Source organism: Sphingobium phenoxybenzoativorans (assembly GCF_018286635.1).
In the GTDB taxonomy this organism is placed as follows: domain Bacteria; phylum Pseudomonadota; class Alphaproteobacteria; order Sphingomonadales; family Sphingomonadaceae; genus Sphingobium; species Sphingobium phenoxybenzoativorans.
Window position 1 is genome coordinate 1,115,541 of the sequence record NZ_CP073910.1, and the last position, 21,760, is coordinate 1,137,300.

Genomic DNA, 21,760 nt, shown 5'->3' on the forward strand with positions numbered 1-21,760 from the left:
GTCTGGCTTTCAGGAGTTCCACCGGTCGGCCAAGTTCGCGCGTCAGCATGCTCATCATCCAGCTGCGGTGGCTCACGATGAACGCATCAAAACCATCAGGCTTTGCCGGATCGAACGTTGTAACCGCCCAGTCGGCAGGCGCTTCTCTACCCGGCGACTTCAACGCTGGCGTGCGACGCGCCGCCGCGCGCATGCACCGCCTCCTCCTTTCCGAAGAGCTCCGTGAGGTGATCGGATTCTCCGCGTTTGACGCACACCTCATCGCCCTTACGAAGGCGGAGCCGCTGGAATACATTCAGGGCATCATAATGCAGCAGTGCGATGACGAGCGCGAACTGGAGTTTGGCGGATTGCTGAACGGCCTGCGCAAGTTGCCCATCCATCGGCACCGCTTCGAGACCGCGGCTGCCCGTCGCCGCTTCGTCAATCGGCTTCACAAGAAGGACTATTGCGCCATGTCCTGGGCGCTTGCCCGGGTCGGCTGGCTGCAGGGACCCACCGTCTTGGCGCATGTCTTTGACGATATGGCGCAGTCGGACAAGCAGCGGAAGGCGGCCTGAGGCTGCGGGAGCGGCCCCCTCGCTCCCGCCACCGCTCGGCGGCTGCGACGGCAGCCGTCTGAGCAGTGCCGCGTGCGGGCGGCTTGGGGCTGCACGCCCGCGTCAGCGCGATTTTCCACAATTCAAATCATCCAAGTGGACCCTGCAGGTGTAAGGAAAAGCCTACGGCGCCGGAAAATAGAAGGAGACGGAAATGGTGCATGGAAAGCCGACCGATCTCAGGCGTTTCGCGAGCGCCGCGCGGCAGATCATGGAGGAGGGCATTGTCGATGCCGACGCCGGCAAGTTCTCGCGAACGGTTAAGCGCGCGGTCCTCTTGCCGCGTGGTGCCATCGCGAACGGTCATTTCGCGATCGGCGAGGCCGGCCTCGAACGTCGCGAAGGCCGACCCGCCCCGTCACTCGGCGCTGGCATGATCAGGGCTGCGGACACTCTTGTAAAGCTGGCTAAACGCGACAAAGGCGACGAGCCCGGGTTCGGGGTCGGCATCGTCGAACTGCCCCTCGTAATCTGATCTCTACGCGCCCTACCGGTGAGATGGCATCGGGGGGAAATTCCAGATTGCGCTTGCTGGAGAGCCGGCGGCCCCGCACCGGCCTCCTTTGACTTGGTAGGAATGAGGCGGTCGACCGGTGCGAGCCGATTGAAAAGCGCCAAGTGCAGCGCTCTCCAAGACTTCTCCGACATCGCCCTACCGGCTCTCAAATCCCCAGGGGGATCGTCCATATTAATGCGACTGGGTTCCCCGCTGCGGGCACCCATCCCGAAACCAAGGCAATTCATCGCCTCGAAGGAAGCTATACACACCGGACGCGGTGCTTGCCAGGGGCTTGCCAGTCCCAAGGCGCATCCCACAAAGGGATGCTAAGTCATTGAAAAATGGTGCTGCCGGTGAGGATTGAACTCACGACCTCAGCCTTACCAAGGACGCGGTTAGCGTTTGTCACGGCAACGGCAGGTTTGGAACGAAAAATAATCTGAGCGGAACGACTGACTGTGGCGCACAACTCGACAATCGAAAAACATTAATTTCGGTCGATAGCCGCACACTCTGGCGCTGATGCCATGAAAATCGGCACCGTGTGGATACGCCACCGCAGGCCGTGCTCAACAATCAATCACTGTCGGATCGGCAAGGACTTCCGAAAACCGCCGCCGAAGTGTTTTCGTTCAGGGGTTGCCCTGACCCGTGGACGCTTCCGGAATTTCGCGGCGCTGCAATTCGTTCTCCACCGCCTCGCGGATGAACAAGGCGAGCCTGCGGTTGCCGACAAGCGCCTCGATACGACGGATCGTGTCGGTAGTTAGCCTAATCGTCGTCGGCTTCATTCCAAGTGGCGGGCGTCCCATGGACTTGTCGCTATCGGGTAGAATCTCAATTTCCAAATCAAACCTATTGACGCCACCGTTTATCTGAATATACGCCATCGTTTACTGGTTAAACGATGGCGTATATACCGCAACGGCCTCTCTCGAAGAGCTAATGCGCGACCGGCATCGCGAATCAGGTGGGAGTGCCGGGACCGTTCCGTATCCGCCCGTCACATCTCACTTCCTTGCGATGGATGCGGAACGGAGGTGCATATGCTTGTCTCCAAATCCCGGCGCGCGCTGCTGCGCGGATTGGCTATCGCGCCGATGGCCGCATCTGCGGCTGCCTTGCCCTTCGGTGGCGCAATGGCGGTGCTTCACCAACGCTACGAAGACGAACCCGCGACACTGGAGCGAACGAAAGATGGCCGGAGCATAAGCCGCTTTCGCTATCACAATGCGGAACGGTGGATGACCAAGTTGGAGACGGATTTCCTCACCGAGCCGCGACATACAAAGGAAGCGCTGCATCAGGTCGGTTTCGTGACCCAGCAGGCGCTGTGCGCCTATCTGCTGGACATGGGCTTTGCCGATGCGTGGAACGCCCGCCACATCAAGCAGGACATCGGCAAGGCGCTTGCTTACGCCAAGGCCTGTGGCTTGGGTCATGACTGCCCCGATATGGCGCGGCTGGCGGCGGTCCTCTCGCCCTACTGGAAATGGGGCTATCATTATCATGATTGGGAGGAAGACCGGCCACGAACAGGCGGCTTTATTCCCGCCACGATCACACCCCTTGTGCGTGCCTTGGTGGACCGCGTGCATGACGTGACCGGCCACCCGCGCCCGAAAGGTTGCCAGCGCCGCCCACAGGAGGTGCGGTCATGATACTGCGCACCGACGCCGACCATCTGCCCGCGCCGATCCGCGAGGAGCTTCTTCATGTCGCCACAATCCTGTTCGAGGCGTTCGAGGAAACAACCAAGGGCCGGTGCTCCGAACATTTCCGGGCGGGCCGAATTCTCACCCTGATCCTGCACGGTCCCCATGCCGAAAAGGATTGGGAAGAGGTCGCACCGGGGGAAGCGGTCCGCCTGCTGGCGATCGTCAACTACCCACGACTCGCCCGCAGCGAACGCGACTGGCGTTTGGTGCGTGACCGGCTCCGCCGCGCGTGGGCGCATGGCGAAATTACCCGCCCGGTTCGGTTGGCGGTCGAAAGCCTTGCGCGGCTCAACGGCGCGCTTGTCGAAGGCGTTCCGCATTTCGTCACCATCGCCGAGCAGGGTATCGCGCTCTACCAGATGGAGGGATTGCGGCTGAAAGAGCCGTGCCACTTGCCGGTGCGGGAACGGGCTATCCGGGGCGTGGCGGAGTTCATCCGGTCGCATGAGCGCGGAACGGGCTTTTTATCAGGCGCGGCTTTCTATCGGGACCGGGGCGATGCGCCGATGGCAGCGTTGATGCTGCATCAGGCGTGCGAACATTTCTATTTGTGCGTTTTGCGATCCATCAGCCTGCACGCTCCCCGCACCCATGCGCTGGATGAACTGCGCGAGGCGGCGGAAGCGCTGGACCCGCGCCTGTCTTCGGCATGGCCAAGAGACAGCCGGTTTGAGCGCCGCGCGTTTGGCTGCATCCGCCGCGCCTATGTCGAAGCACGCTATGGGCAATCCTACCGCATCTCGGAGGAGGAACTGTCATGGGCGTTCGCGCGGGTGGAGATATTGCAGCAACGGGCAGCGTCCGCCTGCGCAGATCATCAGGCTTCGCTTGCCGAAAGCCTGCCAGCACCGGTGACTCCGCCACCACCAGAGCCGACGACGGCGAGAGCCCTTTTCGAGCCTGCTCGCCGCGCAAACATGCTGCAACGGACATGGCGGATCGTGCGACGTGCCGCCCCGTTACCGGGCCGGTGGAACCCGCTCGTTCGCGTTCGCCGGTTCTGGCGCTCGAACAGGTTCGTGGGCTGGGAAGACCATCTGCCCTTGGCGATGATCGGCCTATGCCTGTTCATGGCCGGCGCGGAGGCAATGCTATGGCGGGTGAAGTCCGCGCAAGCCGTCCGCTCCAAACCCGCCGACCTGTCCGCCGTGCTAGACTTCGACGTGCGCGCGGATACGGTGCTGGGCGCGGTCACGGATGTTGCGCAGAGGGCGGGCTACCGGGTCAAGGCCAACGAGGACATTTGGACGGTGCGATGGACCGGAGCTTATCGCGCCAAGGCGACGACCTTCGACGCGCTGGCGGAGATTCTTTATGGCTCCGGCCTGTGTCCCGCGATCCGGGAGAGCGTCATCACCGTACGCTATTGCGACAAGAGCAGCCCACCAATGGCGGCGATGGTGGAATATCATACGCAACCGGACGGCATTGTGCGCTTGTCGGTTTCGCGCTAACCGCCCTCCTGTTCTGCCTCAAACGCCCGCTTGCCCTTGCGCTTCCAGAGGGCGAGCGCGTTGGCGCATTCCTCCCCGCGTAATCTGTCGGCGACCGTGAGGAACGCGCCGTAAAGCGTGGCGCGATCATCGTCGGTAAGATCGACCAGCCTCGCCTTGATGACGAGGCCGCCCAGATCGATCAGATGCCGCGTTCTTTCCCGCCGCTTGACCTGCCATTCGCGCATGTCGGTTCGCGCCTTTCGTGCTTCAAGCCGATGCCGCGCCGCCGTCGAGCGGGAGTGTGCCGCTTTGCTGGCCAGAAGGTCCGCCCGCAGGCTTGCTGCCCTTGCCGAGAAAGAACGCCGCGCCCGCCTTGCGCCATCCCTCCTTTGTCACGGCGTCTTTCACCGTGGCGGCATGGAGCAGTGCCCCGGCCAGCATATCGGCGTCGAGCGCATCTGCCCCGGTCGCCGTCACCAGTTCGCCAAGCTGGCGCACGCGCCGTTCCCTGAGCGCCTTGGCCTTGTCAGCCAGGACTTTGAGTTCCGAATCAAAATCGCGGGGTTTGCGCATCGCAAAGACTCCATTGAGTGACGATGGCGCTATGATAAGATGATTTCGCCCGCCGCGCAGTAGAGTCGCCGGGACAGCCTGACACCGCCTAGTCCCGTCCGAGAAATTTTCGAGAAGGGCGCGCTTATACGTCGTTCCGACGTGCGCTTGAGCGTAGTAGATGGACGATCGTCATGGCGATCTTCCATTTCTCCGTTCAGGTCATCAGTCGCGCAGCGGGGCGTTCCGCCGTCTCCGCTGCCGCCTATCGTGCGGGCGAACGCCTGCACGACGAGCGCCTTGATCGCGACCATGATTTCCGCGCCCGCTCCGGCGTCGAGCATAGCGAATTCATGTTGCCCGAAGGTGCGCCCGAACAATGGCGCGACCGCGAACGCCTCTGGAACGATGTCGAGGCATTCGAGAAGCGCAAGGACGCCCAGCTTGCCCGCGAGGTCGAGTTCGCCATTCCGCGCGAAATGACCAAGGCGCAGGGCATAGAACTGGCCCGTGATTTCGTGTCCGCCGAGTTTGTCGATCGCGGCATGATCGCCGACCTCAACGTGCATTGGGACATAGGCGCGGACGGCCACCCCAAGCCGCACGCCCATGTCATGCTCACCATGCGCGAGGTTGGTCCGGATGGGTTCGGCCAGAAGGTGCGCGAGTGGAACGACCCTGAGAATGTCGAGCGCTGGCGCGAACGCTGGGAGACCCACGTCAACACGCGGCTGGCCGAACTCGACATCGACGCGCGCATCGATCACCGCAGCCTTGCCGATCAGGGCATCGACCTTGAACCGCAGAGCAAGATCGGTGGCCCCGCGCACCGGATGGACGCCCAGGGGCTGGAAGCCGACCGCGCCGAACTGCATCGCGAGATCGCGCGGGAAAATGGCGAACGCATCATCGCCGATCCCGGCATTGCGCTCAACGCCATCACCCATCAACAGGCGACATTCACCAAGCGCGACATGGCGATGTTCATTCACCGGCATAGCGACGGCCAAGACCAGTTCAACGCCGCCATGCGCGCGGTTAGGGGATCGCCAGACCTGATTGCGCTGGGCAAGGATGGGCGCGGCGACGAGCGGTTCACGTCGCGCGAAATGATCGAGACCGAACAGCGGATGGGCCGCGCCGCTGACTGGCTTGCGATGGACCGGAGCGATGGTCTCTCGGCGGCGACGACCTACGCCAGTCGCGCCGCCGAGAGTGGTGGCCTTGCCCTGGGAGCAGAGCAGGAAGCCGCGTTGCGGCATATAACGGACGGGCGCGGATTGTCACTGGTGCTGGGTTATGCCGGGACCGGCAAAAGCGCCACGTTGGGCGTGGCCCGTGACGTTTGGGAAAGCGCAGGGCTAAACGTTCGCGGCGCAGCGCTTGCGGGCATCGCTGCCGAGGGGTTGGAGAATGGCTCCGGCATAACTTCACGCACCATCGCCAGCATGGAACATGGCTGGGCGCAGGGCCGCGATCTTCTGACCGCCCGCGACGTGCTGGTGATTGACGAGGCGGGCATGGTCGGCACGCGCCAGATGGAGCGCGTGCTGTCCCATGCCGCAGAGGCTGGCGCGAAGGTCGTTCTTGTCGGCGATCCACAGCAATTGCAGTCGATCGAGGCGGGCGCGGCGTTCCGCGCGATTCATGAGCGCCATGGTGGCGTCGAGATCACGCAGGTTCGCCGCCAGCATGAAGGGTGGCAGCAAGACGCTACCCGGCATCTTGCCACCGGCAGAACCGGCGAGGCCATTGCCGCTTATGCTGACAAGGGCATGATGCATCAGGCGGAAACACGCGCGGACGCGCGCAGCGATCTTATCGAGCGCTGGGACCGCGAACGGCAGGCTGATCCGGATGCCAGCCGCATCATCCTGACCCATACCAATGCCGAGGTGCGCGACCTCAACGAAGCTGCGCGCGCGGCGATGCGCAACGCGGGTGAATTGGGCGACGAGCGTCAGGTGAAGACCGAGCGTGGGGACCGCCTATTCGCGTCAGGCGACCGCATCATGTTCCTGCGCAACGAGCGCAGCCTGGAGGTGAAGAACGGCACGCTGGGCACCATCGAGAAGGTCAGCTCGGAGCATATGTCCGTCCGCACCGATGGCGGGCGTTCCGTATCGTTCGACATCAAAGACTATCGCGATTTCGACCATGGCTATGCCGCAACCATCCACAAGGCGCAGGGCATGACGGTAGCCAGGGCGCATGTGCTGGCGACGCCGGGAATGGATCGACATGGGGCTTATGTCGCCATGTCCCGCCATCGCGATGGCTTGGCCCTCCATTATGGCCGCGACGATTTTCGCGATCAGTCCCGGCTTGTCCGCACGCTTTCGCGCGAGCGCCGCAAGGATATGGCCAACGATTACGGAAAGGCCGATCCAGCACGGGAATATGCTGAGCGGCGCGGCATCACCTTTGGCGACCGGATCGCAGAAATCGTCAGGCCCATCGTCGAGAAAGCGCGGGGGATGTTCGACAGCTTCCGGCCCAATATCCCGCCGCAGCAGGAACGCGACATATTTGCGGGCTTCCAGCCAAAGGCCGAGCCGCCCGCGCAGGAGCGGGCCGTTCAGCGCCAGAACGACCACGACGCGCTGCCGATGCGCGCAGGCGGCGTGCGCGGTGCGGTGGAGCGCTACGCCAAAGCGTTCGACGCCATCCAGCAAACGCGCGCTCAAGGACTGGACGCCATGCCGCACCAGCGCGAGGCGTTCGACAGGGCGCGGGATGCTCTGGAGGTGATCCGACCCGAAGGTTCATCCGACCTGAACAGCGCGTTCCGCAACAGCCCGGAGCTTATCCGCGAGGCTGCCGAGGGGCGCGGCCAGGCCGCCGTGCGGGCGATGCAGTTGGAGACCGAAATCCGCATGGACCCCTTCCAGCGTGCCGACCGGTTCGTGGACGGGTGGCAGCAATTGCAGCGCGATCATGCCGAGCTTGTGCGCGACGGCAATTTCCGGGGCGCGAAGAGCGCCGCGCAGCAGATGGCGGGCATGGCGAAAAGTCTGGAGCGCGACGCCCAGCTTGAATCGGTGCTGGGCCTGCGCAGCCGCGAGCTTGGGCTTGAGATCGGCCAGCAGGCGGGCCGCAGCGTGTCCCACGACCTCGCATCCTCCATCCCTTTCGATCACGGACGCGACATCAGTCGCGGCATGAGCCGCTAACCCCATGGAGACACGACATGGACGACGAACAAAGCCTTTTGAACGAACCGGAGCCGGAACCCCGGCCGAATGCCGCCGCCGAAGCATTTGCGCACCTCTCGGCGCGCGTCGCCGCTATGGAGGAGCGATTGGACGGGCGCATGGCCGTGATGGCCCGCGCCCTTGAGCATATCGCGGTCGAGAAGCAGAGCCTCGAATTCCCCGACTATGGGCCCACACTCGCCAAGATGAACGGCTATCTCGCCACGCTCGCGGGGCAGACGAAGAAAATCTTGGATGCGCCCGCCATGCAGTTGACGCCGGAGGGCATGGCGGAGCGGATTGACGTGGCGGCGGATGCCGCACGAGCGATGGACAAGGCGACCATCAAGAAATCGCAGGAATTGCATCATCAAGTCCATACAGACCAGATGCGCGCGGTCGGCGCTGTTCGCACTAAACAGGAGCAGCGCTGGCACATGCTTTGTTGCGGCGGCGGCGCGGCCTTGGCGATGTCGCTCCTGTGGCTGATCTATCCCGGCTGGGCGGCCAGCATCGGTCCGCAAAGCTGGCTCTGGCCGGAACGGGCGGCCCGTCGCACACTAGGCGAGCCTACCCTGTGGGATGCCGGTATACGCCTCATGCGCGTCGGAAACCCAGAAGGCTGGCAGATGATCGTGGAAGCCGCCGACCTGGCGCGGGAGAACCGCGACAGCCTTTTCGCTTGTCAGAAGGCAGCAGCTAAGGCTGGGAAACCGGTAAGTTGTACGGTCAGAGTAAGGATATCGCAATCTTGAGCGGTCGCCTTGGGGCTACCTTCGAGAAGCCGACTGGCCGCTTCGGCGCTTCTTGGGTAGCGCGCGGCCATTCAGCTTCGCCCAGCGACAATCGAACGGTGACGGAAAACCCTTCGGCTACCGTTGTCGGACAGCTAGCCAATGCGACAGTGACTCTCGGACGCTGCCTGCGGTGACGTGGCCAGGCGGTGCCGATATTCACGGCATTAGCGCAAGAATGCAGGGCTCGTGACCGAAATCGATGTGATTTGCGTCAGGCCGCTTTGCGCCCTTTTCAGACGTAGGTGATGGCATAAACTCGCTCGCGAAACGGACATAGTTGAAGTTAGATGACGGAGCGGCAGTCCGCTATAGAATGGCGAAAACCGGCAATTATTGACCATGTGTCCACGATCCGGCCAACATAGTGGCCATCATAGTCCCGCCTTCCTGTGGGTATCTCCCATAGCTGAAACGCGCCGCTGTCTCCGATCATTGTTTCGGTCTCGTTCAACCATTACGTTGCGAACATTATGGCAACGCCGAATCATGATGAAGCCTACGACAAGCTTCTTATCGCGCTCTTGGGGCGTGTGCTGGACATGCTACGTTTCGCCGAAGCGAAGAACGCCGCATTGTTGGCTTTCGCGTCCGCGTGGATCGTCGGGATTGTGAACCTTCTTTCGTCGGGCAAGCCGATCCCGCCGGGCTATCACCACGTCACCCTCACAGCGTTGCCGCTGTTCATAATCGCGGCGACGGTCGCGATAGCGTCGCTGCTGCCCAAGCTTCAGACTTCGACGTTCACGGGCGATCCCAAGGGCCATTTCCAGAACTTGCTGTTCTTCGGCGACATTGCCGACATGACGGTTGACGGGTTCAAGGCCGACGTTCGCGCGGCGTATCGTCCCACCGACGACGACAACCCGACCGCCGCCTATTTGAGCGACCTTGAAGCGCAAATCGCGATCAACAGCAAAATCACGCGGCGTAAACATCGTATGTTCAACTTCGGCGCGGTCGCCGCGCTAATCGCCATTGCGCTGTTCGCTGTGCCCACAGTGGGGGCGGTGCTGAATACCATAGGGTGCTGGATTAGCCGATGACGACATTGCCAGATTTGCGCGTCGAACTTTCCGACGAAGTGGGGACCATTCTAGCGCAGGACTTCGGCGTCACGGCGACTAAGACCAACACCGTTCCGCATTCCAACGACGGGGCTATCACGTTCCCCAATCTCGACGCGAAAACCCAAGCCTGTAAGCTGATCGACACATGCGTTCTCTACATCGACATACGGCGTTCGACCGAACTTAGCATCACGCACAAGCCGCAAACGGTCGCGAAGCTATATTCGGCCTTCGTTCGCGCCATGACTAAGTGCGCGCGGCACTACGGCGGACATGTGCGCGGCATCATCGGCGACCGAGTGATGGTGATTTTCGATTGCAACGACTGTTTCCGTAAGGCCGTCGATTGCGCCATTCTGATGAACTCGACGGCGCAATACGTCATCAACAAGCACTTCACCCGCAACGAAGTTAAATGCGGCATCGGCATCGACACCGGAAAGATGCTTGTGACGAAGACCGGCTTCCGGCGGCGCGGTGTCGAACAGCACAATTACAAGAACCTAGGGTCAGGACCCATAAATTGGATTGAACTAACCCGCTGACGCGGGAGAAGTGCGGGTCTTGGCTGGAATGGCCTCCTGATGAGATGGTTTGGTTGCTTGACCAACCTTCAACCAGGAGACCATCCCATGACTGACGCCACAGCAGCGGTAAGCCCGCTGCGTCGTCGTATGATCGACGATATGAGCCTGCGCAACCTGTCGCCTGCAACGCAGCGATCCTACATTCACGCGGTCAAACGGTTCAGCCAGTATCACGGTCGTTCGCCGGATCGGCTTGGGCTGGAGGATGTCCGTGCATTTCAAGTCTATCTGGTGTCGCAAGGCGTTTCATGGGGCGCGCTCAACCAGACGGTCTGCGCGCTTCGTTTCTTTTATGGCGTGACGTTAGACCGAGCGGAGATCCCAGAGCGGATCGCTTATGCGCGCACACCGCGTAAGCTGCCGGCGATCCTGAGTGCCGATGAGGTGGTTCGCTTTCTCGAAGCGGTATCATCGCTGAAGGCGCGCGCTGCGCTGACGACGGCCTATGCCGCAGGCCTTCGTGCCTCGGAGGCGGTGAGTCTGAAGGTCGCGGATATCGACAGCGACCGGATGTTGATCCAGGTCCGCCATGGCAAGGGTGCCAAGGATCGCGCGGTCATGCTGTCGCCGCAGTTGCTGGGGGTTTTGCGGACTTACTGGCGACTGGCCCGTCCCGAAGAATGGCTGTTTCCCGGACGGGGCGACAAGCCGATTGATGTACAGGTCCTTCATGCAGCTTGCCGATCGGCGACCAAGGCCGCAGGCCTGATCAAGCGAGTCAGCGTGCATACGCTGCGCCACAGCTTTGCAACTCATCTACTCGAGAGCGGTACGGATATCCGGATTATCCAGGTTTTGCTGGGGCACGGCAACCTGTCGACGACGGCTCGCTACACCCATGTGGCGACAAGCACGATCGCAGGTACGCAGAGCCCGTTCGATCGCTTGACCCTTGAGGTGGTACCACCGGCCTGAGCTGCACGGTGCGCTCCAATCTGGAGGTGGCGGATATTTTCCGCCGCCATGGCCACGCTTATCGCGAAGCTCATGATGGTCATATCGGCCGCGTGGAACGCCGTGTCATGTCGGCGATCGAACTGTGCCGAACTGCTGCACTCGGTGGTCATGTCGAGACTTGCGAGGACTGCTCACATACCCGCGTCGCTTATAACTCCTGCCGTAATCGGCACTGCCCCAAGTGCCAGAGTGCAACGCGCGAACGGTGGCTTGCCGACCGCCAGGCCGATCTACTGCCGGTGCCATATTTCCATGTCGTGTTCACGGTGCCGGGCGAAGTCGCCGAGATCGCGTTCCATAACAAGGCTGTGGTTTATGCGATCCTGTTCGATGCCGTCGCGGCAACGCTCAAGACCATCTCTGCCGATCCCCGGCACCTTGGCGGCGAGATTGGGTTCCTGGCAATTCTGCACACTTGGGGTCAGGCGCTTACCCATCATCCGCATATTCATTGCCTTGTCCCTGGCGGCGCGCTTGCTTCGGATGGACGGTGGCTCGGTTGCAAGCCCAACTTCTTCCTGCCCATCCATGTTCTCTCACGCCTGTTCCGCCGACTGTTCCTCGAACGGCTTAAAGCGGCGTATATGGCCGGGCGGTTGCGCTTCTCCGGCAAGCTGGATGGGTTTGACGATGCCAAGACCTTCGCCACCGCAGTCCGCAGGCTGTGGCGCAAGAACTGGATCGTCTATGCCAAGCCTCCATTCGGATCGCCCGAACATGTCCTCGCCTATCTCGGTCGTTACACGCACCGAGTCGCGATTGCCAACAGCCGCCTAGTCAGCGTCGACGACACGAGCGTAACCTTCCGTTGGCGCGATTACCGTCATGGCAACGCATCCAGGCTAATGTCGCTCAGTCCATACGAGTTCATCCGCCGCTTCCTCATCCACAGCTTGCCGGATGGATTCCATCGCATCCGACACTATGGCTTTCTCGCCAATGGCTGCCGCCGCGTGCGTCTCGCCACGATCCGGAAGCTCTTGATCCTTACCGAACCGACCGTGCCGATCGCGGGCGAGGTCAGCAACACCACAGCGCGACTGCCACACTTTGACCCAACCCGGTGCCCTTGTTGTGGCGGCAATTTGCGCATTGCTGCCACGTTACCGCGCTTGCGTATCGGTGACCCGCAGCCCTGGCCCGATACATCATGATCACAAGAGATCGACAGAACATCAAACACAGCAGCGTTGCGGCAGCGGTGCCGACAAACGCCATGATCTCCTTTGTCCGGTATCTCACAAGCCAATCCGCCGGGCATATGCGTCGAGCTGAGGCCAGCTTATACTGCAGATCTGAGCGACGATCACCGCAACCTTTGCCGAGAATTAGGCGCTGCAACCACTGGCGCCAGGGCTTTGGACCATCCAAACCAAGACCGCAGCGTTCAGTGCTCTTCCACTAATCCCATAGGTTGCGCGCGCGTCAGCGGGTTAGCTCAATCCGGCTTCAATGAGGTCGCGCCGCTTCACGACGCCAGCGTTGCGCCTGCGCGACCTCACAGAAACCTCCAGATTGAACTAACCCGCTGACGCGGGAGAAGTGCGGGTCTTGGCTGGAATGGCCTCCTGATGAGATGGTTTGGTTGCTTGACCAACCTTCAACCAGGAGACCATCCCATGACTGACGCCACAGCAGCGGTAAGCCCGCTGCGTCGTCGTATGATCGACGATATGAGCCTGCGCAACCTGTCGCCTGCAACGCAGCGATCCTACATTCACGCGGTCAAACGGTTCAGCCAGTATCACGGTCGTTCGCCGGATCGGCTTGGGCTGGAGGATGTCCGTGCATTTCAAGTCTATCTGGTGTCGCAAGGCGTTTCATGGGGCGCGCTCAACCAGACGGTCTGCGCGCTTCGTTTCTTTTATGGCGTGACGTTAGACCGAGCGGAGATCCCAGAGCGGATCGCTTATGCGCGCACACCGCGTAAGCTGCCGGCGATCCTGAGTGCCGATGAGGTGGTTCGCTTTCTCGAAGCGGTATCATCGCTGAAGGCGCGCGCTGCGCTGACGACGGCCTATGCCGCAGGCCTTCGTGCCTCGGAGGCGGTGAGTCTGAAGGTCGCGGATATCGACAGCGACCGGATGTTGATCCAGGTCCGCCATGGCAAGGGTGCCAAGGATCGCGCGGTCATGCTGTCGCCGCAGTTGCTGGGGGTTTTGCGGACTTACTGGCGACTGGCCCGTCCCGAAGAATGGCTGTTTCCCGGACGGGGCGACAAGCCGATTGATGTACAGGTCCTTCATGCAGCTTGCCGATCGGCGACCAAGGCCGCAGGCCTGATCAAGCGAGTCAGCGTGCATACGCTGCGCCACAGCTTTGCAACTCATCTACTCGAGAGCGGTACGGATATCCGGATTATCCAGGTTTTGCTGGGGCACGGCAACCTGTCGACGACGGCTCGCTACACCCATGTGGCGACAAGCACGATCGCAGGTACGCAGAGCCCGTTCGATCGCTTGACCCTTGAGGTGGTACCACCGGCCTGAGCTGCACGGTGCGCTCCAATCTGGAGGTGGCGGATATTTTCCGCCGCCATGGCCACGCTTATCGCGAAGCTCATGATGGTCATATCGGCCGCGTGGAACGCCGTGTCATGTCGGCGATCGAACTGTGCCGAACTGCTGCACTCGGTGGTCATGTCGAGACTTGCGAGGACTGCTCACATACCCGCGTCGCTTATAACTCCTGCCGTAATCGGCACTGCCCCAAGTGCCAGAGTGCAACGCGCGAACGGTGGCTTGCCGACCGCCAGGCCGATCTACTGCCGGTGCCATATTTCCATGTCGTGTTCACGGTGCCGGGCGAAGTCGCCGAGATCGCGTTCCATAACAAGGCTGTGGTTTATGCGATCCTGTTCGATGCCGTCGCGGCAACGCTCAAGACCATCTCTGCCGATCCCCGGCACCTTGGCGGCGAGATTGGGTTCCTGGCAATTCTGCACACTTGGGGTCAGGCGCTTACCCATCATCCGCATATTCATTGCCTTGTCCCTGGCGGCGCGCTTGCTTCGGATGGACGGTGGCTCGGTTGCAAGCCCAACTTCTTCCTGCCCATCCATGTTCTCTCACGCCTGTTCCGCCGACTGTTCCTCGAACGGCTTAAAGCGGCGTATATGGCCGGGCGGTTGCGCTTCTCCGGCAAGCTGGATGGGTTTGACGATGCCAAGACCTTCGCCACCGCAGTCCGCAGGCTGTGGCGCAAGAACTGGATCGTCTATGCCAAGCCTCCATTCGGATCGCCCGAACATGTCCTCGCCTATCTCGGTCGTTACACGCACCGAGTCGCGATTGCCAACAGCCGCCTAGTCAGCGTCGACGACACGAGCGTAACCTTCCGTTGGCGCGATTACCGTCATGGCAACGCATCCAGGCTAATGTCGCTCAGTCCATACGAGTTCATCCGCCGCTTCCTCATCCACAGCTTGCCGGATGGATTCCATCGCATCCGACACTATGGCTTTCTCGCCAATGGCTGCCGCCGCGTGCGTCTCGCCACGATCCGGAAGCTCTTGATCCTTACCGAACCGACCGTGCCGATCGCGGGCGAGGTCAGCAACACCACAGCGCGACTGCCACACTTTGACCCAACCCGGTGCCCTTGTTGTGGCGGCAATTTGCGCATTGCTGCCACGTTACCGCGCTTGCGTATCGGTGACCCGCAGCCCTGGCCCGATACATCATGATCACAAGAGATCGACAGAACATCAAACACAGCAGCGTTGCGGCAGCGGTGCCGACAAACGCCATGATCTCCTTTGTCCGGTATCTCACAAGCCAATCCGCCGGGCATATGCGTCGAGCTGAGGCCAGCTTATACTGCAGATCTGAGCGACGATCACCGCAACCTTTGCCGAGAATTAGGCGCTGCAACCACTGGCGCCAGGGCTTTGGACCATCCAAACCAAGACCGCAGCGTTCAGTGCTCTTCCACTAATCCCATAGGTTGCGCGCGCGTCAGCGGGTTAGCTCAATCCGGCTTCAATGAGGTCGCGCCGCTTCACGACGCCAGCGTTGCGCCTGCGCGACCTCACAGAAACCTCCAGATTCCCTTGGCGGCGGGAATGTGATTCAGGCTCGGCGACAGCAGGAGCATGGATTTGAGCGAGTTTTGGTTGAGCGAGGAGCAGTTCGAGCGGCTTCGACCATTGTTGCCGGACAAGGTGCGCGGCGTTGCGCGGGTCGATGACCGGCGGGTGATCAGCGGCATCATCCATGTGGTCAAATCGGGCGGTCGCTGGGTCGATGCACCCGCCTGCTACGGCCCGAGGAAGACGCTCTACAACCGGTTCGTGCGGTGGGCAGCGAAAGGCATCTGGCAAGAGATGTTCGTCACGCTGGCGGCAGCGGGTGGACCGCCCGCTGAAGTCCTGATCGACAGCACGCATATGAAGGCGCACCGCTCGGCGGGCGGCGGAAAAGGGGGGCGCTCGTCCAGGCGATCGGGATCAGTCGAGGCGGTCGCAACAGCAAGCTCCACGCGCTCACTGACGGCGAAGGCCGCCCGCTCCGTTTCCTGCTGACCGGTGGCAACGTCGCGGACTGCCGTGCTGCTGATGTCCTGCTCGACGATCTTGCGCCGCGCACCATCGTGCTGGCCGACAAGGCCTATGACAGCAACGCGATCCGCGACCTGATCGAGCGCCAAGGTGCCGTGCCCAACATCCCCTCCAAAGCGAACCGGCGCTGGAAAAGCTGCTTCTCGCGCGCGCTCTACAAAGGCCGAAACGCAGTCGAACGAATGTTCTGCCGCCTCAAGGATTATCGCCGCATCGCCACCCGATACGACAAACTTGCCACTAACTTCCTCGGCGCGATCTACCTCGTGGCAGCAGTCACCTGGTGGTTATGAGTCCCGACCCTAGTCATGTGAATCTAAAGTTCGCCACATAAGGTCCGCTCTGAAGCTTGGCAGAAGCGCTTGACCGAGGCGAGGATTTCGTCGGCGGATTTGGTCCAGCGGTAGGGCCTCGGGTTCTCGTTGTGACGGTCGATGAAGGAGCGGATGTCTTGCTCCAGCTGACTGGTCGAAGTGTGCACGCCGCGGCGCAGCTGCTTTCGTGTCAGCTCGGCGAACCAGCGCTCGACCTGGTTTATCCACGAGGCCGACGTTGGCGTGAAATGAACGTGGTAGTGCGGCCGACGAGCGAGCCATGCTCGGACCAGCGCGGTTTTGTGGGTCGCGTAATTGTCCATGACGATATGGATGTCGAGGTCGGGAGGCACCCGCGCGTCGATCTGCTTGAGGAAGTCGAGGAATTCGGTCGCCCGGTGGCGCTTGTAGCATTTGCCGATCACGAAGCCTGAGGCGATGTCGAGCGCGGCGAACAATGACGTCGTGCCGTGCCGGACGTAGCTGTGGGTGCGGCGCTCAGGCACGCCGGGCATCATCGGCAGGACCGGCTGCTCGCGGTCAAGCGCCTGGATCTGGGACTTCTCGTCGACGCTGAGAACGAGCGCACGGTTGGGTGGCGACAAATAGAGGCCGACAATGTCACGGACCTTGTCGACGAACAGCGGATCGCTCGACAGCTTAAAGGTCTCCGAGCGGTGCGGCTGCAGCCCGAAGGCCGTCCAGATGCGCCGGATCGTGGTGTGGGAGAAGCCGGTCTCACCAGCCATCGTGCGGATCGACCAGTGGGTTGCATCGGCTGGCGTTGAGCGCAGCGTGCGCTCGATCACGGCGGCGACTTGATCGTCGTCGATCGTCCGTGGCCTGCCGGGTCGGGCCTCGTCCAGCAGCCCTTCAATACGGTCCTTGAGGAAGCGCCGACGCCATTTTCCAACCGTGTGTTCGTGCACGCCAAGCTCGGCAGCAACGACCTTGCTTCGGATCCCGTCGGCGCAGCGCAGGATGATGCGACATCGCTCTGACATCGAGCGCGCTATCCGCCGCCGACGGACCTGACGCTCCAGATATTCTCGTTCCTCGGCCTCCAAAACCAGGGCGCCGTCGGTCGACCACCCGCGTTTGCCATGCTGCGCTCCCCATCCGAGAGCACAGCATACAATGAGGCTTACTTCAGTTCCAGATGACTAGTCATGTGAATCTAAAGTTCGCCACATAAGGTCCGCTCTGAAGCTTGGCAGAAGCGCTTGACCGAGGCGAGGATTTCGTCGGCGGATTTGGTCCAGCGGTAGGGCCTCGGGTTCTCGTTGTGACGGTCGATGAAGGAGCGGATGTCTTGCTCCAGCTGACTGGTCGAAGTGTGCACGCCGCGGCGCAGCTGCTTTCGTGTCAGCTCGGCGAACCAGCGCTCGACCTGGTTTATCCACGAGGCCGACGTTGGCGTGAAATGAACGTGGTAGTGCGGCCGACGAGCGAGCCATGCTCGGACCAGCGCGGTTTTGTGGGTCGCGTAATTGTCCATGACGATATGGATGTCGAGGTCGGGAGGCACCCGCGCGTCGATCTGCTTGAGGAAGTCGAGGAATTCGGTCGCCCGGTGGCGCTTGTAGCATTTGCCGATCACGAAGCCTGAGGCGATGTCGAGCGCGGCGAACAATGACGTCGTGCCGTGCCGGACGTAGCTGTGGGTGCGGCGCTCAGGCACGCCGGGCATCATCGGCAGGACCGGCTGCTCGCGGTCAAGCGCCTGGATCTGGGACTTCTCGTCGACGCTGAGAACGAGCGCACGGTTGGGTGGCGACAAATAGAGGCCGACAATGTCACGGACCTTGTCGACGAACAGCGGATCGCTCGACAGCTTAAAGGTCTCCGAGCGGTGCGGCTGCAGCCCGAAGGCCGTCCAGATGCGCCGGATCGTGGTGTGGGAGAAGCCGGTCTCACCAGCCATCGTGCGGATCGACCAGTGGGTTGCATCGGCTGGCGTTGAGCGCAGCGTGCGCTCGATCACGGCGGCGACTTGATCGTCGTCGATCGTCCGTGGCCTGCCGGGTCGGGCCTCGTCCAGCAGCCCTTCAATACGGTCCTTGAGGAAGCGCCGACGCCATTTTCCAACCGTGTGTTCGTGCACGCCAAGCTCGGCAGCAACGACCTTGCTTCGGATCCCGTCGGCGCAGCGCAGGATGATGCGACATCGCTCTGACATCGAGCGCGCTATCCGCCGCCGACGGACCTGACGCTCCAGATATTCTCGTTCCTCGGCCTCCAAAACCAGAGGCGCCGTCGGTCGACCACCCGCGTTTGCCATGCTGCGCTCCCCATCCGAGAGCACAGCATACAATGAGGCTTACTTCAGTTCCAGATGACTAGTCATGTGAATCTAAAGTTCGCCACATAAGGTCCGCTCTGAAGCTTGGCAGAAGCGCTTGACCGAGGCGAGGATTTCGTCGGCGGATTTGGTCCAGCGGTAGGGCCTCGGGTTCTCGTTGTGACGGTCGATGAAGGAGCGGATGTCTTGCTCCAGCTGACTGGTCGAAGTGTGCACGCCGCGGCGCAGCTGCTTTCGTGTCAGCTCGGCGAACCAGCGCTCGACCTGGTTTATCCACGAGGCCGACGTTGGCGTGAAATGAACGTGGTAGTGCGGCCGACGAGCGAGCCATGCTCGGACCAGCGCGGTTTTGTGGGTCGCGTAATTGTCCATGACGATATGGATGTCGAGGTCGGGAGGCACCCGCGCGTCGATCTGCTTGAGGAAGTCGAGGAATTCGGTCGCCCGGTGGCGCTTGTAGCATTTGCCGATCACGAAGCCTGAGGCGATGTCGAGCGCGGCGAACAATGACGTCGTGCCGTGCCGGACGTAGCTGTGGGTGCGGCGCTCAGGCACGCCGGGCATCATCGGCAGGACCGGCTGCTCGCGGTCAAGCGCCTGGATCTGGGACTTCTCGTCGACGCTGAGAACGAGCGCACGGTTGGGTGGCGACAAATAGAGGCCGACAATGTCACGGACCTTGTCGACGAACAGCGGATCGCTCGACAGCTTAAAGGTCTCCGAGCGGTGCGGCTGCAGCCCGAAGGCCGTCCAGATGCGCCGGATCGTGGTGTGGGAGAAGCCGGTCTCACCAGCCATCGTGCGGATCGACCAGTGGGTTGCATCGGCTGGCGTTGAGCGCAGCGTGCGCTCGATCACGGCGGCGACTTGATCGTCGTCGATCGTCCGTGGCCTGCCGGGTCGGGCCTCGTCCAGCAGCCCTTCAATACGGTCCTTGAGGAAGCGCCGACGCCATTTTCCAACCGTGTGTTCGTGCACGCCAAGCTCGGCAGCAACGACCTTGCTTCGGATCCCGTCGGCGCAGCGCAGGATGATGCGACATCGCTCTGACATCGAGCGCGCTATCCGCCGCCGACGGACCTGACGCTCCAGATATTCTCGTTCCTCGGCCTCCAAAACCAGAGGCGCCGTCGGTCGACCACCCGCGTTTGCCATGCTGCGCTCCCCATCCGAGAGCACAGCATACAATGAGGCTTACTTCAGTTCCAGATGACTAGTGTGGTTGGGGCGTCCGGCGAACGTTGCGTCGAAGTTAACGGACATTGCCAATAAGTCGTCCGAGGGTATCGAGTGCGACATGGTTCGCGTCGGCTATAATTCCATTTTTTCGCAGGATTTAGCGTGGGTCAACGTATGGCCAAGCCAATTTGCAAAGGAAGTTTCGCACAGCTTTTTGGGCGGGATGACGCATTCCAATCCCAACTATCGTAGTCACTTCATGACCACGGAATACGTCGAAACTCGCGCTGCTACGAAGCCAATCTTGATGACCGATCCTGTATATCGGGGCTTGAAGGCGGCTCATCCGAATGTGGATTACGTTGCGGCGGGATGGTTCAAAAAGGTCGTCGTAGAAGTGCCCGGCTATACCGGCGATGTTTATGGCGGCGATGTAACGTTCAACGCCTTTTCCCAGTGATGGCGGAACCTACGTCCGCCATAATCGCAAGTGGCAGCTAACTGCCTCTGCGAACCCCAAACCTGACATTCCGCTACCGGCCAATGTGCGATAAACGGGTTTTGCCGACAGCGACAGCGACAGCGACAGCGACAGCTACGCGACCGCCTGCAATCCCTTGCGTTGGATAATGGACAGAAGGCGCAGGGCAGGGCCGCCGGGTCGCTTAACGCCTCGTTCCCAATCCGACACGAGATTGCGCGAGACGTTGAGATAGGCGGCGAACACCGGCTGCGAGACATGCTCACGCTCGCGGATCGCCCGGATTTCATCGCCTGCCAGCGCGGGGGCGGGGGCAAGGCACGCTTCATCGAATGTACGCAGCGTCGCGCGCGACACCACGCCCGCGTCATGGGCATCGCTCATCATTTCATGGATCGCGCCTGCAATCTCACTGCGATAGCCTTTATTCTTCATCACCGTTCCCATCGCCTATCTCCACCAGCGTTCCCAACGCTACCAGCCGGTCCAGTTCCCCGGCGCTCCATTCCAGCGCCTCGCTCGCCGCGTTGCGGAGCAACGCCAGGTCCGCCTTTGATATGTTCGTCTGCGCACTCTTGGCGAACCCAAAAGCGAATATCGCCTTGTCACCCTGTCGGAACAGGATCAGCGTCCGGTAGCCGCCTGACTTGCCTTGCCCGGTGCGCGCGACCCGCTGCTTGATGACACCGCCGCCAAGATCGGCATCCACCAGACCGCTTTCTGCGCGCTCCACGGCTTGAAGAAGCGAGGCATCGGCAATCCGCTCTTTTCGCGCGAAGCGCTCGAACCAACCATTTTTGAAGATGCGCGCGATGGCGGTTCTCCTGCTCTCTGTGGCTCTATATAACACTTAGCGTTATATTTCAACATGGATGGGAAGGAACGACACGGTGTCGGCCTTCTTGACAGCGCATAAGCTGCGGGTGAGCATGAGTTTGCTTCACGACGCTTCCGACGGTGGCCCTTTCAAAGGAGCCTCCAATGAACGACTCGACCTAACGCCTGCTGGCTGTCCCCTGAGACGGGGCGGATGCGAAGGCTTGGCATGAAACTTTGGTACAGGCTGGGAAAAAATCTTCGCTGATCGCTATCAGTGAGAAGCCTACGCCAAATTCCGCCATCTTCCGCCGCTGACCGCCAACTGCCGCCAGCGTTCACCGACCCATGAAAGCGTAGCTGCCTGCGCGCCCGTAACACTCTTGTCCGGGACGGCAAGGCATCCAATGCTCGTGGTCGGGGGCGCGTGCAACATCCTGATTTGAAGAGACTGCCCCATGACCAATAGTGATCGTATCATTCGCTTGAATACCGTCCTCGCCCGCACAGGGCTTTCCCGCACGACGCTTTATCGCAAGATGGGCGAAGGCACTTTCCCGCGCCAAGTGAAGATCAGCGTCCACGGCGCTGGCTGGCGCGAGTCCGCCATCAATCGCTGGATTGCCGATCCGGTAAGCTACCGGGAGGAGTTGGGCGTTTGATCATGTTGCCGTGCCCCACCTTTTGCAGGCGTGGGCACGGCA

23 protein-coding genes and 1 tRNA gene are annotated in these 21,760 nt (G+C 61.5%); 15 read left to right on the forward strand and 9 right to left on the reverse strand.

The genetic code is table 11. From position 1 onward, the window contains the following. Window positions 1-77 precede the first annotated feature (77 nt). Together KFK14_RS05435 and KFK14_RS05440 are read left to right on the forward strand one after the other, a co-directional pair. Window positions 78-560: a hypothetical protein gene (locus KFK14_RS05435; protein ID WP_212610171.1), complete on the forward strand. Its 483-nt coding sequence runs from the start codon at window positions 78-80 to the stop codon at window positions 558-560. A 193-nt stretch (window positions 561-753) separates the two neighbouring features. Continuing rightward, complete coding sequence (locus KFK14_RS05440) at window positions 754-1,074, forward strand: hypothetical protein (protein WP_212610172.1); 321 nt, start codon at window positions 754-756, stop codon at window positions 1,072-1,074. 366 nt (window positions 1,075-1,440) lie between these two features. Here the strand turns inward: KFK14_RS05440 and KFK14_RS05445 are convergent. After that, window positions 1,441-1,513, reverse strand: a tRNA-OTHER gene (locus tag KFK14_RS05445). Window positions 1,514-1,730: 217 nt separating this feature from the next. Next, window positions 1,731-1,988 (reverse strand): hypothetical protein, encoded by a 258-nt coding sequence (locus tag KFK14_RS05450; RefSeq protein WP_212610173.1) that lies wholly within the window; start codon window positions 1,986-1,988, stop codon window positions 1,731-1,733. Between the two features lie 156 nt (window positions 1,989-2,144). On the opposite strand from KFK14_RS05450, the gene KFK14_RS05455 reads away from it, so the two are divergent. Next, window positions 2,145-2,759, forward strand: a complete 615-nt coding sequence (locus KFK14_RS05455; protein WP_212610174.1) for a hypothetical protein — start codon at window positions 2,145-2,147, stop codon at window positions 2,757-2,759. Then, window positions 2,756-4,270, forward strand: coding sequence for a HEPN domain-containing protein (locus KFK14_RS05460; protein ID WP_212610175.1), 1,515 nt, complete (start codon window positions 2,756-2,758; stop codon window positions 4,268-4,270). Before KFK14_RS05455 ends, KFK14_RS05460 begins: the two co-directional genes overlap by 4 nt. Here KFK14_RS05460 and KFK14_RS05465 read toward each other — a convergent pair. Together KFK14_RS05465 and KFK14_RS05470 are read right to left on the reverse strand one after the other, a co-directional pair. Then, window positions 4,267-4,497 carry a conjugal transfer protein TraD gene (locus tag KFK14_RS05465; protein WP_212610176.1) on the reverse strand — a complete coding sequence of 77 codons (231 nt, stop codon included), beginning with the start codon at window positions 4,495-4,497 and terminating at the stop codon, window positions 4,267-4,269. The two genes, KFK14_RS05460 and KFK14_RS05465, sit on opposite strands and share 4 nt — an antisense overlap. Before the next feature lie 22 nt (window positions 4,498-4,519). Then, window positions 4,520-4,825 carry a conjugal transfer protein TraD gene (locus tag KFK14_RS05470; protein ID WP_212610177.1) on the reverse strand — a complete coding sequence of 102 codons (306 nt, stop codon included), beginning with the start codon at window positions 4,823-4,825 and terminating at the stop codon, window positions 4,520-4,522. A gap of 173 nt (window positions 4,826-4,998) precedes the next feature. Here KFK14_RS05470 and traA point away from each other — a divergent pair, with 173 nt between their 5' ends. The 9 genes from traA (at window position 4,999) to KFK14_RS05515 (ending at window position 16,257) form a co-directional block, all read left to right on the forward strand. After that, the gene (traA, locus tag KFK14_RS05475; RefSeq protein WP_212610178.1) at window positions 4,999-7,977 is read left to right on the forward strand and encodes a Ti-type conjugative transfer relaxase TraA; all 2,979 of its coding nucleotides are present in this window, start codon (window positions 4,999-5,001) and stop codon (window positions 7,975-7,977) included. Window positions 7,978-7,994: 17 nt separating this feature from the next. Further along, window positions 7,995-8,753 (forward strand): DUF6118 family protein, encoded by a 759-nt coding sequence (locus KFK14_RS05480; RefSeq protein WP_212610179.1) that lies wholly within the window; start codon window positions 7,995-7,997, stop codon window positions 8,751-8,753. Window positions 8,754-9,265: 512 nt separating this feature from the next. After that, a complete protein-coding gene (locus tag KFK14_RS05485; protein ID WP_212610180.1) occupies window positions 9,266-9,838 on the forward strand; it encodes a Pycsar system effector family protein in 573 nt (190 codons plus the stop codon). Continuing rightward, the gene (locus tag KFK14_RS05490; RefSeq protein ID WP_212610181.1) at window positions 9,835-10,407 is read left to right on the forward strand and encodes an adenylate/guanylate cyclase domain-containing protein; all 573 of its coding nucleotides are present in this window, start codon (window positions 9,835-9,837) and stop codon (window positions 10,405-10,407) included. The genes KFK14_RS05485 and KFK14_RS05490 overlap by 4 nt, the downstream gene beginning before the upstream one ends. A gap of 87 nt (window positions 10,408-10,494) precedes the next feature. Beyond that, on the forward strand, window positions 10,495-11,364 hold the full coding sequence (locus KFK14_RS05495) for a tyrosine-type recombinase/integrase (RefSeq protein WP_073978021.1): 870 nt from the start codon (window positions 10,495-10,497) through the stop codon (window positions 11,362-11,364). 8 nt (window positions 11,365-11,372) lie between these two features. Next, a complete protein-coding gene (locus KFK14_RS05500) occupies window positions 11,373-12,560 on the forward strand; it encodes an IS91 family transposase (protein WP_212608986.1) in 1,188 nt (395 codons plus the stop codon). A gap of 465 nt (window positions 12,561-13,025) precedes the next feature. Next, window positions 13,026-13,895 carry a tyrosine-type recombinase/integrase gene (locus KFK14_RS05505; RefSeq protein WP_073978021.1) on the forward strand — a complete coding sequence of 290 codons (870 nt, stop codon included), beginning with the start codon at window positions 13,026-13,028 and terminating at the stop codon, window positions 13,893-13,895. Between the two features lie 8 nt (window positions 13,896-13,903). After that, window positions 13,904-15,091: an IS91 family transposase gene (locus KFK14_RS05510; protein ID WP_212608986.1), complete on the forward strand. Its 1,188-nt coding sequence runs from the start codon at window positions 13,904-13,906 to the stop codon at window positions 15,089-15,091. Between the two features lie 408 nt (window positions 15,092-15,499). Then, window positions 15,500-16,257, forward strand: a protein-coding gene (locus KFK14_RS05515) for an IS5 family transposase (protein WP_152523481.1) whose coding sequence is annotated in 2 segments (ribosomal slippage) — window positions 15,500-15,836 and window positions 15,836-16,257 — 759 coding nt in all. Because the reading frame shifts where the segments join, the coding sequence is not laid out codon by codon here. A 23-nt stretch (window positions 16,258-16,280) separates the two neighbouring features. On the opposite strand, the gene KFK14_RS05520 is transcribed toward KFK14_RS05515, so the two are convergent. The 3 genes from KFK14_RS05520 to KFK14_RS05530 form a co-directional block, all read right to left on the reverse strand. Continuing rightward, window positions 16,281-17,351, reverse strand: coding sequence for an IS630 family transposase (locus KFK14_RS05520; protein ID WP_212611051.1), 1,071 nt, complete (start codon window positions 17,349-17,351; stop codon window positions 16,281-16,283). A gap of 104 nt (window positions 17,352-17,455) precedes the next feature. Beyond that, entirely contained in the window at window positions 17,456-18,559 is a 1,104-nt protein-coding gene (locus tag KFK14_RS05525) for an IS630 family transposase (protein WP_212610182.1), read from the reverse strand. 72 nt (window positions 18,560-18,631) lie between these two features. Next, window positions 18,632-19,735, reverse strand: coding sequence for an IS630 family transposase (locus KFK14_RS05530; protein ID WP_212610182.1), 1,104 nt, complete (start codon window positions 19,733-19,735; stop codon window positions 18,632-18,634). Between the two features lie 142 nt (window positions 19,736-19,877). Here KFK14_RS05530 and KFK14_RS05535 point away from each other — a divergent pair, with 142 nt between their 5' ends. Continuing rightward, window positions 19,878-20,219: a hypothetical protein gene (locus KFK14_RS05535; protein ID WP_212610183.1), complete on the forward strand. Its 342-nt coding sequence runs from the start codon at window positions 19,878-19,880 to the stop codon at window positions 20,217-20,219. A 135-nt stretch (window positions 20,220-20,354) separates the two neighbouring features. On the opposite strand, the gene KFK14_RS05540 is transcribed toward KFK14_RS05535, so the two are convergent. Together KFK14_RS05540 and KFK14_RS05545 are read right to left on the reverse strand one after the other, a co-directional pair. Next, entirely contained in the window at window positions 20,355-20,675 is a 321-nt protein-coding gene (locus KFK14_RS05540) for a helix-turn-helix domain-containing protein (protein WP_212611052.1), read from the reverse strand. Next, window positions 20,665-21,090 (reverse strand): type II toxin-antitoxin system RelE/ParE family toxin, encoded by a 426-nt coding sequence (locus KFK14_RS05545; protein ID WP_246524906.1) that lies wholly within the window; start codon window positions 21,088-21,090, stop codon window positions 20,665-20,667. Before KFK14_RS05545 ends, KFK14_RS05540 begins: the two co-directional genes overlap by 11 nt. Before the next feature lie 424 nt (window positions 21,091-21,514). On the opposite strand from KFK14_RS05545, the gene KFK14_RS05550 reads away from it, so the two are divergent. Continuing rightward, entirely contained in the window at window positions 21,515-21,718 is a 204-nt protein-coding gene (locus KFK14_RS05550; RefSeq protein ID WP_212610184.1) for a helix-turn-helix transcriptional regulator, read from the forward strand. Window positions 21,719-21,760 lie beyond the last annotated feature (42 nt).